Below are 13,224 nucleotides of genomic sequence, written 5' to 3' on the forward strand. Positions count from 1 at the left end.
GCAGCCGCATAACAAAACGCTTAAAAGGGACAATTACACAATGCCGCTTCGCGATTATCGCATTGCGTAATTGCCCCTTAGCTTAAAGTTACTGATTAAATACTCTAAACATTTTTGTCCAGATAAAGTCAAAGTCATGCTCAACGTCTGCTCGCACTCAATGATGGCCTAATGACCGCAAATGGCAAAAGGCCGTCTCTCCAGAATATGTTAATTACGTAGCATTAAAATCATCAAACAAACTTTTTCAGCACCATTTCATAGCTTTTCATTAGTGCTCATTTAGCCAAAGGCTTATGTATCTCGAACTTCTAACTTCAATAAATAATGGCTCTGCATTGGTGTTACTATTTTATCAAAATCTCATCGTGCCTGAGATTCTCATTTTGAGTGGCAATCGCCATTTCAACAAACTTGCTTTGCTAAATAGACTGGCGTAACTTAACACTGGTACGATGAGTATATAAGAATAAAAAGGTCAAACGTGACAATTAAACAAGAATCGGTGTTTATTAAACTCGCCGAAAGCCAAACCTTACATTTACGCCGTATCAGTAAGACTGATGCGAAAGGCCCTGCGGTGTTTTTTATGCATGGTGCCGTTGAAAATGGCAAAATCTTTTACACCCACAGCAATAAAGGCTTGGCGCCATTTTTAGCTGAGCATGGCTATGTTTGCTATGTGGCTGATTTACGCGGTCGTGGTGAAAGTAAACCTGCGATTTCAAAGCATGCAAAGTATGGTCAAACCGAGGCTATTTTAGAAGATATCCCCGCATTTTTAGATAAAATTAAGCAGCTTGAAGGCGAGCCTGCGCGTTATTGGGTGGCGCACTCATGGGGTGGGGTGTTAATGAACAGTGTGTTTGCCCGTTTTCCTGAGTTGATTGATGATGTGAAAGCCTGCGGCTATTTTGGTTCTAAACGGTCCTTGTATAACCATCATCCAAGCAAGTATATTCAAGGTAATTTGCTCTGGTATGGCTTGGCGCCATTAGTTGCTCGTAAGCATGGTTTTGTGCCTGCTAAAAAACTGAAATGGGGCAGTGATGATGAAACCCGTAAGTCACATTATCAAAGCATGCAATGGGCTAAGCGCAAACCTTGGGTCGATACTGACGATGGCTTTGATTACGCCAACGCATTAGCTGATAAGGCACTGCCGCCCATTATGCATGTGGCGGGTGTAAAAGACAAAGCGCTATGCCAGCCGATTGATATTGAAAAATTTATGGAAGAGTCGGGCGTCGGCAAGCAAACGATGACCATTTATGGCCGTAAATTTGGCCATAAGGTCGATTATGATCACATAAATATGCTTACTCACCCACAGGCGCGTTTTGATCAGTTTGTTGACTTGTTGAACTGGTTTGAGACTCACGCATAAGCGTGTGCATTGCGCTCTCGTAGCGTTTGTATTTCTCTAATGCTTTATCACTTAACGGCTGTCTCACAGCCGTTTTGCTGAGCGTTGCCACCGGTTTTTTTGACTTATAAAAATCTAAAAACTGTGTGCTGTATTCAATGTTTAAAAACTTACACAGGGCTGTTAGTGTTTGTTCGCTGTCACTTATAAGTGCCTCATAGCTTAAATCAAAAACCGCCTCTGGCATCACGTTTTGCCAATGCTCCATTAACTGCTGATACAAATCAAAATACTGTTTAAACTCTGGGAGTGAACAAAAATAAGGTTCGTTTTCAGCAAAGTAGTTGCTAAAAACCGACCAAGCAATTGCATTATACTCGCGCTGCAAATTAATAAACTTGGCATTAGGAAAGAGTAGGTAAATCAATCCAAGTGACTGATAGTTAGCAGGCAGCTTATTGATCATAAAGGGGCGTACAACTGGCGCTTGCTTTATTCGTTCAATATAAATATTACGGGCATTGTTAATTAGCCCTTGGTTCAGCTCTGCTAAGCAACCTGGGTAGGGGAGTTGTGTTTGTTGTTCAAGGTATGCAACAACCTGATTACTGATACTGGCATCTTCGCCAAGGCTGGCAAAATCATCGTGACTTGCCAGCATTTGCTCTACCAGGGTTGAGCCACTTCTTGGCATGCCTATAATAAAAATTGGTGTAATTGTGCCGGTGAATGTTTTGTCTCTGGCATCAATTAGCTCAGCTGTATTTTGCTCTATGATGCGCTGATAAAAAGGCACTAAGTCTCGGGTTTTAAACTGAGTGAGTTTTGTTTGTAGCTTATTAGCTAGGCTAAAGTAGTTAAAAGCTTGTTCTGTATCATTTAACTGATCGTAACTTTTACCCAGTGCATAATAACACACCATTTTTAAACGCAGATTATTGGTTAACGTTAAAAACTGATGTAGCTCATTTATGTAATTTTGTTCGTTGTTAAAGCGCCCAAACTGCACTAATTCAAATAAAATGTACGCCGTCACTGGGTAATTTCCCATACCAAGGGCATGCTTTAAAATACTGTAGGCTTTATCTAGCTCACCATAGGTTAAATAATGCTGGGCAAGATAGTAATGTGGCTCAGGGTTATGGCTGGCAATTGATTTAGCATATTCGAGTACGGTTAAGGCATCTTGCGGTGAATGCACGCCATTAAAAGCATCGGCAAGGGCATGTAGCGGTTCAAGCATGTGAGGTAGTCGTTCACAGGCTCTTTGTAGAAGGTAAACCGCAGCATCATAACGTTCTAAACGCAGTGCAATGCGGCCTAATCCAAATAACGCTTCGCCATTTTCAGGATCTGAATCGAGAATGGTTTTAAAATGAAACTCGGCCTCTTTAAGCTTGTTTTCATTCAGTAGTTGATTCGCTTTTTCTAACAGCATAGGAATGGCGGGTTATTTGTTATTTTTATTTACTATAAAACGAAAAAGGCGAAATGTCTTTCGCCTTGGTTAACTATAAATATCCAGAATAAATCCGGGGTATCGACTTTCTAGGTTGATTGCTCAACCTAGAAAGCTGTTCTATTTAGAAAGTATACGTAGCTTTCACGTAATAGAAGCCACCGTTGATACCATATGGCGACGTTTCGTAGTATTTACCACCCCAGTTGTTGTTAGGGATGCCAGTACTGTCATAGAAATCAAGTTTCTCTGCTTCTTGGTCGAATAAGTTTGTCGCACCAACAGAGAAGCTAAGCTCTTCAGTTAGGAAGTAAGTTACTTCTGCATCAATCGTTACTGCAGCATCAGCTGTTTTTGCTGTTGCATCGTAATCTACGTGAACGCCTTGGTATTCGCCATAGTAGTTAACACGTGTAAATGCTGAGAAATTCTCCCACTGTTGTGCCCAGCTAAGCGTTGCACGGTGATTTGGTAAGTCATTTTCTAAACGGCTTACTTTAAACTCACCAGTAATGTCTGTTGACTTAGTTACTTCAGTGTCGTTCCAGTTATACGCTAAGCTGAATGTTGAGCTACCGCCTAACAAATCAGTTGAGTAGTTAGCTACAGCATCAACACCTTGCGTTGTTGTATCAAAGTCATTCGTGAAGAAGCTTACTTGCGCTAAGTTTTGTACGTTTGGTACGCCTGCTGCTTCAAGTGTGTCTTTATCAGCTTGGCTTAACTCAATTTTATCTGATTGACTGATACGGTCATCAACTTGGATGTTGTAGTAGTCAACAGTGAAGAATAAGTCACCAAGTGTCCAAACTGCACCAAATGTATAGCTTTGTGATTCTTCAGGTTCAAGCTCTGTACCACCTAATTGCACAGCAATTGGGTTTGTTGGTGGTAAAAGTGCCGAATCAACAAGTACACCGCTGCTTAGGTTTGTTTGAACGTTACTTACATTTGCTTGACCAACAGTTGGTGCACGGAAACCTGTACTGATTGAACCACGAATGTTTAAGTCTTCAGTTAAGTGGTATTGACCAGTTAACTTGTAGTTAGTTGTTGAACCAAATGAATCATAATCTTCATAACGTAGTGCTAAGCCCATTAGGAAGTCTTCTGTGAATGGTGCTTCAACATCAACGTATGCAGCATAGTTACGACGTGTATACTCGCCCGCATCAGATGGTTTGAAACCAGGGAAACCATTTGAACCGATACCAAAACCTTGTTCTGTTAGTGGGCCAGCTGTGAAAGAGGCTACATCACCAGATACAACTGTGAATGTTTCTTCGTGCCATTCTAGACCACCGGCAACGTTTACATCGTAAGCTAAGCCAAAGTCAAAACCTTTTGATAAATCTGCGTTAAAGTTTTTCTCTAACTGTGAGTATTTACCTGGGCTGAAATCGCGCGGGCTTTCTGGACCTAATGATGCATTGATTGTGTCGTAGATGAAGTAACGAGATTCGTTGTAACCAACTGTACCGCTTAAGTCATAGTAAGCACCTTCAAGGAAACCAGAAGAGATTTCACCTTTAGTACCAATTGTTAATGCAGTATCTGTGATGTTACCACCGAAGTTAGGTGTAAAACCGCCTGGAAGCATTTCGTTAAATGCAAAACAGTCTGGGTTGTTAGCCACTAGATCGATGTATCTTTGGTTATCTAAAACGTTATCATCAATCATGATATCGGTAGGACAGTTACCGCTCATATCGCCAGTTAAATCACCAACAAGCAGTGTTTCACCGCCGTCATTTGAGTAAACACCTGGGCGAGTGTGTGGGTTACGATAGTAGAAGCCACCACGTACGTCACGCTCAGAGTAGTTACCAAACATGTAGAATTCAGATGAATTGCTTAACTCAAGACCAATGTTACCAAAGATTGAAATATCGTCATCAACTTCAGGTGCCCCCCAAATTTGTGCTAAAGAAGATACTTCAGGTACACCTGCAGCGTTAAGTGCTGCTGCATCAGGACGTTGTACTGAGCGGCTAGTTGCATCAGCTGTTTTATACTGGAAGCTTAAGTTAGCAAAACCGCTATCGGTAAATGGTAGACCCACGTTACCTGAAATTTGTGTTGTATCGCCATCGCCTTCGTAGTATTCGCCTTGACGTATTTCGAATGAACCACCTTCAGAGGCATCTTTTAATACAAAGTTCATTACACCAGCGATTGCATCAGAACCGTATTGTGCCGCAGCACCGTCACGAAGTACTTCTACTTGCTTTAGGGCAATACTTGGAATAACGGAGATATCAGCACCTTGAGCACCATCATTGATACCACCCCCTAAGAAGGCGATAACTGATGCGCGGTGACGACGTTTACCATTAACAAGTACTAATGTACTGTCAGAAGGAAGACCACGTAAGTTAGCAGGGCGTACAAGTGACGCTGCATCACTAATTGGGTTTTGGTGTACGTTAAAAGAAGGAACTGAGCCTTTTAAAAGCTCTAGCATATCGGTGTTGCCGCCTTTATCTAGCTCTTCACCACCGATGATATCAATCGGTACTGGTGAATCGCCGATTGAACGTGGTGCTGAACGAGTACCAACCACGGCAATTTTTTCTACATTTTTATTAACTTTCGTTTCTTCTGCTGCTTGCTCTGCAGCAACAACTGAACCCGACACAAACAGGCCAGCTGTTGTTGTCGCTAAAGCAAATTTAATTGCTTGTTGTAGCGCATTATTTTTGAATTTCATTCTGACTTCCCCAGTTAGAATATTTATGATTATGTCACCGAAGTTAAATAATAAACTTGGTGTAAATCTCTTATACAGCCTGTAAATTTATTTTGCAAATTGTTAATGCAATGTTGTTTTTGGCGTTTTTATTTGCACGTTATTATTGTTTTTTTAATTATGTGAATGAAATCAAAGGGGATAATTTATTCTTATTTTTTCTTTTATGTGTAAGAAAGTATATAAAATATCTAAAAATATTTTAAAAAAGGAATTTTTTGATTGGTTTTTAAGCGAAATTGGATTTGGAACGGTCTATTATGCTTGTTGCGGAATGTTGTTTAATTGCCATTGCTTTAATTTTTCTCGGTATTCATCCCAAACACATGGGCAACAACTACCACCGCCACAACATTCATCTGGGGCCGGCTTTTGGGGTTTTGGCGCAGCCTGTTGTATAGGTGTGTTCATGTTTAATACTGAAAAATAATTACGAATAGAGTATTAAGAATAAAACAAAAACTAATATAAGTAAATTATGCTTTGTGAACTTAACATGCTGTGTGAAAATAGCCAAATGCGATTATACAAAGTTATTCATAGAGCCCCATTCAGAGTGGCCAAAATTACCAAAAAGCGTCAGACACTACGCTTCAAGCGCGCTATGGTAGCACTTAAAATCGCACTAGCCCAAGAAAAGCAAGAAACAAAAGAGATGCTTCATATCTATAGGCGATACACCCAAGGCCAAGCTACTAAAGAAGAATTGCATACTGCCAATGAGCAATTTTTAGATATATTAAAAGGACTCGGTTTGGGCGTATTTGCTGTATTACCCTTTGCACCCGTGACAATTCCTTTGGTTGTAAAACTGGGTCAATGGGTTGGTGTTGATGTACTACCTAGTTCATTTAATATCAATAAGTCGATTAAAGAGATTGATCAACAAGTAGAAAAAGAAGAAAAAGAGAAGCAAAACAAAGACTGATTAGGTTTTGCTTATCTGATTTTGCCTATACCTTTTGTATCAAGATATTGGTATGCTTAAATACCTTTTCTTTATATCGAGTCGTTTAATGAGTTCATTAATTCGCCATTCTTCTACGGGAATTCCCCTGTCATTTATTGCTAAAGCTGACCTATCAACGTGGTTAACCGAGCAGCCGCAAGCCTTACAAAATTGGCTAACAAATTGTGATTTTAAAAACAAAGGCATGGCCTTAATTGCTGATAGTGAATCGGGTTCACTTGAGCATGTGTATTGTTTAGTTAATGATTTACAAGACTTTTGGTTAGCAGGTGACTTATCAACAAAACTGCCAGCAGGTTGTTATCAAATTCAAGGTGATGACAAATTTGTAGAACAAGTAGCGCTGGGTTTTGTGTTAGGTGGTTACGAGTTTAGTGAATATAAAGAAAAACCATCGCCACGTGCCACACTAGCTATTAAAGATGAAAGCTTAGTTAAGCGTTTATCGCAGAGTGCAAGTGCTATTAATTTAGTGCGTGATCTGGTTAATACGCCTGCTGCAGATATGATGCCGCAACACCTATCACAAGTGATGGCAGATTTAGCCGACACCTTTGATGGTGAGTTTAGCGAGTGGGTTGGTGATGAATTATTAGAGCAAAACTACCCAACGATCCATATGGTTGGTCGTGCGTCTGAGAATAAACCTCGCTTACTTGATTTACGCTGGGGCGCAAAAGATGCTCCACAGATTACCTTAGTCGGTAAAGGCGTGTGTTTTGATTCAGGTGGTTTAGATTTAAAACCAAGCTCAGGCATGCGTAATATGAAAAAAGACATGGGCGGTGCCGCGCATGTTATTGGTCTTGCCCAGTTAATTATGGCTGCCAACTTACCAATTCGCTTACGAGTACTGGTACCTGCAGTTGAAAATGCGGTTTCTCGTAATGCATTTAGACCGGGTGATGTGATCAAAACTCGCAAAGGGATCACAGTAGAAATTGATAACACGGACGCAGAAGGTCGTTTAGTGCTGTGTGATGCACTTGCTGAAGCACAAAATGATAACCCCGATCTTATCGTTGATTTTGCAACCCTCACTGGTGCTTGTCGTGTAGCCCTCGGCACTGAATTACCGGGCTTTTTCGCAAATAACCGTGAAGTGGCTAACAAATTGATGGATGCAGGCGAAAGCTGCCATGATCCTGTATGGCAACTGCCGTTATTTGATCAATACAAGCCATTATTAAAAAGTGACGTAGCTGATATTGCTAACTGTGCTTCCACTCCTTTTGGTGGTGCGATCACTGCTGCTCTTTATTTAAAAGAGTTTATTGAGCCAAGCACTCCTTGGGTTCACTTTGATGTTATGGCTTGGAACCTACGTGCATTACCGGGTCGCCCTACAGGTGGTGAGGCATTGGGTATTCGCGCTGTGTTTAATTACCTACAAGATCGCTTCCAATAATCTAGAGTTGGTAAAGCTCTAAAGGTAAATCATCGGGATCGGCAAAAAAAGTAAATTGCTTCCCGGTGATTTCATCCACTCTTATTTCTTCAACCGAAATGCCTTGTTGTTCTAAGTACTGCTTAGATTTTGCAATATCAGCAACTTTAAACGCCAAATGGCGAAGCCCTTGTGCCTCTGGATAGCTTGGTCTTTGTGGCGCTCCAGGAAACGAAAACAATTCTATTTGGCTACCATCAGGAAGTGCTAAATCTAACTTATACGAGTCACGTTCAGCACGGTATAGCTCGTGAATAATCGGCAGTTTTAAAACTTCATTATAAAAATGCTTTGATTTTTCATAGTTGCTACAAATGATTGCAGCGTGATGTATGCCTAATAATTCCATTATATAGTCTATTTTTTGCTCATAAAAAAACGCGGACTAAGCCGCGCTTTTCTACTAAAGAGTGTCGAGGATTACTCTGCCGCTTTACATGCTGCAACAGCTGGTGCAACAAGTTCAAGGCCTGTTTTATCACACTTAGGTAAGGCTGCATCAGATACCGCAATTGGTGTCACGCGTTCGCCCCATTTAATGTAACTTGCCGCCCAAGTTAAACCTGCACCAAAGGCCGCTGACATAATGTTTGAGTTAGGTTTGATAAGGCCTTGCTCAACAGCTTCACAAATTGCTATCGCAATTGTTGCAGCAGACGTATTACCGTAGTCGGCAATGTTCACCATTACTTTTTCATCAGCTACTTTCAAACGTTGCTGAATAGCTTGGATAATACGTAAATTGGCTTGGTGAGGAACTAATACGTCAATGTCATCCAGCTCTAACTGTGCTTGGTTTAGCACGTCGTCACAAGCTTCACTCATACCTTTAACAGCACGCTTGAAGATCTCGCGACCTTCGAATAATAAGTTAGACGGGCCAATTGGCTCGTACTTATTTAAATCGCTACCAAAGTTTTCGATGTGCAAGATATCACGATCTTCGCTGTCACAACCTGTTTTAGTTGCAAGTAAACCTGATGGTGTATCTGAGGCTTCTAATACAACGGCACCCGCACCATCACCGAATAATACAGCACTGTCGCGGCGCGCCCAGTTGATGTACCAAGTCATGCGCTCAGCAGCAATAACGACCGCTTTTTTGATCATGCCCGCACGAATTTGTGCCGTTGCTGCTTGTAATGCATATAAAAAGCCTGAACATGCAGCGTTAGTATCCATTGCTGCTGCGCCAACCGCACCAATGTTTTTCTGCACTAAAGAGGCCGTATTTGCCACCATAGTTGATGGTGTACAAGTCGCAAGAAGTACAAGATCAATGTCTTTACCATCAACACCAGCACAAGCAAGAGCTTGCTTTGCGGCAACGGTCGCTAAATCGGCAGTAGAAACATGGCTGACACGGCGAGATTTGATGCCTGTACGTGTTGTGATCCATTCATCATTGGTATCAACAATATTGCTAATTTCATCATTGCTGATGCTTGCTGGTGGTATACATTTACCCCAGCCAGTAATTTGGGCATAAGACATAATGTGTTCTCTTTATGTGGTCAGACTTGTTAAATTTTTCCGAAGTTATATCAAAATTCACTTGTTAACACTAGTTCATTGCTGCGCTATGTCGTAAATAATGGCATTTACTGAGTATTTAAGTTAAACCTAGTATAAAAAAGAGGCGATTATGAAAAAAATAAACCTAACAATAAGCACATTATCGGTACTGTCTTTATTATCTTCGTTTGTGGTTAATGCACAAACCACCATTATTCATGCTGGAAAGATGCTGGTAGGCACTGATCTAGATGTCAAAGAGCAGCAAACGCTGGTTATTGAAGACAATAAAATTGCCGCAATAAAAGCTGGTTTTCTAACAAAGCAGCAATTAAACCTCAGTGATGCAGATGTTATTAATTTAAAAAATCAGATGGTATTGCCGGGTCTGATTGATATGCACGTTCATGTTACCTTTGAGCGAGATGCAAAACGTAATCCTCACCAATGGGCAACTGAATACGAAGCCGATTACGCTCTTCGTTCTTTAAAGTACTTACAACGTACGGTTGATGCAGGTTTTACCTCGGTGCGCGACCTAGGTAGCAGTTATCAAGTTATCTTCCCATTAAAGCGAGCAGTTGAACGTGGCGACATTGTTGGCCCGCGCATTTTTGCAGCAGGGGATATGATCACACCGACCGGTGGTCACGGTGACATGCATGGCTATCGCCGTGATATTACCAAAGCAACAGAAGGGGGTGGCTTAGGGGTGTGTGATGGCGCTGCCGATTGCACTCGTGCAGTACGCGATGTAATTAAAAGCGGTGCCGATGTGATTAAAATTACCGCGACAGGTGGTGTATTAAGTAATACAGCGGCAGGGGTTAATCAGCAATTTACTGATGAAGAACTCAGTGCCATTGTAAACACAGCCCATCATTTAGGCCGCAAAGTGACCGCTCATGCTCATGGCACAGAAGGTATAAAAGCAGCACTTAGAGCGGGTGTTGATTCAATCGAACATGGCTCTTTTTTAGATAAAGACACGGTTAAGCTTTTCAAAAAGCAAGACGCGTATTTAGTTCCAACCTTACTCGCTGGCGCAACAGTAAAAGAAGAAGTGCTAAATAATCCTAATATGCCAAAAGCAATTGCTGATAAAGTTGAAGTAGTTGCGCCAAAAATGGAAGCATCGTTTAAATTAGCATTAAAAAACAAGGTTAAAATAGCCTTTGGTACAGATTCAGGCGTATCTAAGCATGGTGATAATGCTAAAGAGTTTGAGTTATTAGTTAAATACGGCATGACACCAAAGCAAGCTATTAAATCAGCCACCGTTGAAGCTGCTAAACTATTAGGTCAAAGTGATAACCTCGGTGACTTGAGTGTTGGTAAACAAGCAGATATTATCAGCGTGAATATGAATGTACTTGATAACATTAGTGAACTTAGTCAGGTTCAGTTTGTTATGAAGGGCGGTAAAGTGCTCAAACAGTAAGGGTTACTATGGGCGGTAAAATTAAAGAGACGTTATTTAATCATTTAATTGATGCAGAGCGACAGCTCCTTGAGCCAGAGGTACGGCAATCTGCTGAAGCGCTTGATGCATTACTTGATGATGATTTTATTGAAATAGCCGCTGATGGCACGTCATTTAATAAGTTCCAAGTTTTAACCCGCCTGCCAACTGAGGTGGTACCGCAGTTTTATAATCAACATTTTAAAGGCCGAATGCTTAGTGATGATATTGCACAGCTAAGCTATCAAGCGGCCTTTAGACGTTCAGCTCGCTCAGAGTTTAACTACTCAGTTCGTATGTCACTGTGGCGTTTTAATGGTAAACAATGGCAAATGGTGTTTCATCAAGGAACGCCTTGTGCTGTTTTTACAATTTCAATGGACGATGATTAAGCTTTAAAGAGTCCGTTATGCAAACCGATCCGGCGATCAGTCGCCTACTAATTTTAAGAAGCGCCGCAATCGCCGTGCAGTTTGTAGCTGTGATTGCGGTGTATTTTCTGTTTGAATACCAAATTCCATTATTACCTTTACTTGCTGTAATTTGTATTGAAGCAATCTTTCAGCTGTTAAGTATATTCGCTTACCGAAATGTCACGAAAGCCAAGCCAGCAGCTGTGTTGATGCAGTTGACAGCCGACTTATTGTTTTTAACTATTTTGCTCTCCTTAAGTGGTGGAGCAACAAATGCATTTGTTTCGTTATTACTGTTACCGATAATGATAGCGGCGGTGACTGTTAATGCGAAAGGGCTTGCTTACACAGCTGTGCTGGCAATCGCCGCTTATAGTTTTTTACTGATAAAAATGCCCGAACACACCATGCACCAAATGCAGATGACTCATCATTTTATTGGTATGTGGATTAACTTTGTTATAAGCGCCATCGTTATTGCCTTTGTAATTGGCACATTAAATAGTACGTTAAGAGCCAGAGAAGCTACTATTTCCCGTACCCGCGAGCAACAATTAAGGCATGAGCAATTATTAACGCTTGATGGCGCTGCCGCACAAGTAACGCATCAACTTGCAACGCCGATAGCAAACTTACAGCTATTATTTGAAGAGCTACAAGAGCAACAAGCTGATGACCCCATTGTGCAAGAAATGGCCAAGCCATTAGCTCAGTGTAAAGAGCAACTTGCTCATTTTAGGTCACTTTCAAATGCACTAAGAACCGGTGAAACACAACAAGTGATTAGTGCTAAAACACTACAAAACACCATTCAAGATGCGATGACTCTGCATTTTCCTGAGCAAAGCTTACAGTGGCTAAATGACGCTCCTGATTGTTCGATTTTAAGTGATGCTATGCTGTTACCGGCTATTTTAAACTTGTTGCAAAACGCCGTATCGGCAAATTACCATAATCAGCAACACAACATCGAAGCTAAATGGCAAATCGATGAGCAAATACTTTCATTGTCGTTACGTGATTTCGGTCAAGGATTTAGCGAGCAACAAATGGCATCATTAGGCGGTCAGCTCATGCCAAGTAGCGATGGAATGGGAATGGCAGTTATGCTTTCTAATGTAACCTTAGAGCGCTTAAATGGCTCATTAACACTAAGTAATCACCCACAGCAAGGCGCGATTGCGATGGTTAGTTTAAAAATTGTATGAAACTTTTAATTATTGAAGACGATGTAAACCTAGCCAGCACGCTTGCGAGGCGCTTTACAAAACAAGGCTTCACATGTTCACTTGCTCATAACGCTGAGCAAGCTTTACAAAAAACAACCACTTTTGAGGCAAGCCACTTTCTGGTGGATTTAAAACTTGGGGATGATAACGGCCTTGCGCTAATTAAACCTTTAAGAGAACAATTTCCTTCAGCTCGTATCGTATTGCTCACGGGGTTTGCCAGTATTGCCAGTGCAGTAGAAGCGATACGTTTAGGTGCTGATGACTACTTACCAAAGCCTGTCGATTTCAATTCATTATTAAAAACAATCTTGGGTGATGTTGAAGCTGGTGCCTCATCGGTAAACCCAGAGCCAAGCCAGATAATGTCGCCAGAGCGTCTTGAGTGGGAGCATATTCAACATGTATTGCATAGCAACAATGGTAATATCTCTGAAACAGCGCGCCAACTGAATATGCACAGAAGAACCCTACAACGTAAATTACAGAAAAAACCCGTACAACACTAAATTGATTGTTTATTAAACTGAAATAATTCTGCGGTTAATCCTAAAGTATGGTTTAGATATTAATAGGTACAAAACTCAGCCTTTTTGATTTGCTGCATCGCTGAT

The 13,224-nt window shown here is 41.1% G+C and carries 12 protein-coding genes; 7 read left to right on the forward strand and 5 right to left on the reverse strand.

What is annotated here, in order from left to right; genetic code table 11:
- Positions 1–484 precede the first annotated feature (484 nt).
- A complete protein-coding gene (locus NFU46_RS19765) occupies positions 485–1,387 on the forward strand; it encodes an alpha/beta fold hydrolase (protein WP_251604291.1) in 903 nt (300 codons plus the stop codon).
- Here NFU46_RS19765 and NFU46_RS19770 read toward each other — a convergent pair.
- From NFU46_RS19770 to NFU46_RS19780, 3 genes are all read right to left on the reverse strand, one after another.
- Positions 1,320–2,804 (reverse strand): sulfotransferase, encoded by a 1,485-nt coding sequence (locus NFU46_RS19770; protein ID WP_251604294.1) that lies wholly within the window; start codon positions 2,802–2,804, stop codon positions 1,320–1,322. The two genes, NFU46_RS19765 and NFU46_RS19770, sit on opposite strands and share 68 nt — an antisense overlap.
- Positions 2,805–2,949: 145 nt before the next feature.
- Complete coding sequence (locus tag NFU46_RS19775) at positions 2,950–5,535, reverse strand: TonB-dependent siderophore receptor (RefSeq protein ID WP_251604297.1); 2,586 nt, start codon at positions 5,533–5,535, stop codon at positions 2,950–2,952.
- 297 nt (positions 5,536–5,832) lie between these two features.
- On the reverse strand, positions 5,833–5,985 hold the full coding sequence (locus NFU46_RS19780) for an oxidoreductase-like domain-containing protein (protein WP_251604300.1): 153 nt from the start codon (positions 5,983–5,985) through the stop codon (positions 5,833–5,835).
- A gap of 106 nt (positions 5,986–6,091) precedes the next feature.
- Between NFU46_RS19780 and NFU46_RS19785 the strand changes: the two genes are divergently transcribed.
- Together NFU46_RS19785 and NFU46_RS19790 are read left to right on the forward strand one after the other, a co-directional pair.
- On the forward strand, positions 6,092–6,502 hold the full coding sequence (locus NFU46_RS19785; protein WP_054563995.1) for a hypothetical protein: 411 nt from the start codon (positions 6,092–6,094) through the stop codon (positions 6,500–6,502).
- An 88-nt stretch (positions 6,503–6,590) separates the two neighbouring features.
- Positions 6,591–7,952 carry a M17 family metallopeptidase gene (locus NFU46_RS19790; protein ID WP_251604302.1) on the forward strand — a complete coding sequence of 454 codons (1,362 nt, stop codon included), beginning with the start codon at positions 6,591–6,593 and terminating at the stop codon, positions 7,950–7,952.
- Position 7,953: 1 nt separating this feature from the next.
- Here NFU46_RS19790 and NFU46_RS19795 read toward each other — a convergent pair whose 3' ends face one another.
- Together NFU46_RS19795 and NFU46_RS19800 are read right to left on the reverse strand one after the other, a co-directional pair.
- Positions 7,954–8,340, reverse strand: a complete 387-nt coding sequence (locus NFU46_RS19795; RefSeq protein WP_251604304.1) for a VOC family protein — start codon at positions 8,338–8,340, stop codon at positions 7,954–7,956.
- Between the two features lie 71 nt (positions 8,341–8,411).
- A complete protein-coding gene (locus NFU46_RS19800; protein WP_175080106.1) occupies positions 8,412–9,485 on the reverse strand; it encodes a ketoacyl-ACP synthase III in 1,074 nt (357 codons plus the stop codon).
- Positions 9,486–9,636: 151 nt separating this feature from the next.
- Here NFU46_RS19800 and NFU46_RS19805 point away from each other — a divergent pair, with 151 nt between their 5' ends.
- From NFU46_RS19805 to NFU46_RS19820, 4 genes are read left to right on the forward strand one after another with little or no spacing between them, the layout of a single operon-like run.
- Positions 9,637–10,947: an amidohydrolase family protein gene (locus NFU46_RS19805; RefSeq protein WP_251604306.1), complete on the forward strand. Its 1,311-nt coding sequence runs from the start codon at positions 9,637–9,639 to the stop codon at positions 10,945–10,947.
- A gap of 8 nt (positions 10,948–10,955) precedes the next feature.
- Positions 10,956–11,360 carry a DUF4440 domain-containing protein gene (locus tag NFU46_RS19810; protein ID WP_054563972.1) on the forward strand — a complete coding sequence of 135 codons (405 nt, stop codon included), beginning with the start codon at positions 10,956–10,958 and terminating at the stop codon, positions 11,358–11,360.
- Between the two features lie 17 nt (positions 11,361–11,377).
- Complete coding sequence (locus tag NFU46_RS19815) at positions 11,378–12,589, forward strand: ATP-binding protein (RefSeq protein WP_251604308.1); 1,212 nt, start codon at positions 11,378–11,380, stop codon at positions 12,587–12,589.
- Positions 12,586–13,119 carry a response regulator transcription factor gene (locus NFU46_RS19820; RefSeq protein WP_130167555.1) on the forward strand — a complete coding sequence of 178 codons (534 nt, stop codon included), beginning with the start codon at positions 12,586–12,588 and terminating at the stop codon, positions 13,117–13,119. The genes NFU46_RS19815 and NFU46_RS19820 overlap by 4 nt, the downstream gene beginning before the upstream one ends.
- The last annotated feature ends 105 nt before the right edge of the window (positions 13,120–13,224 follow it).

The organism is Pseudoalteromonas sp. NCCP-2140 (genome assembly GCF_023708065.1).
Taxonomy (GTDB): domain Bacteria; phylum Pseudomonadota; class Gammaproteobacteria; order Enterobacterales; family Alteromonadaceae; genus Pseudoalteromonas.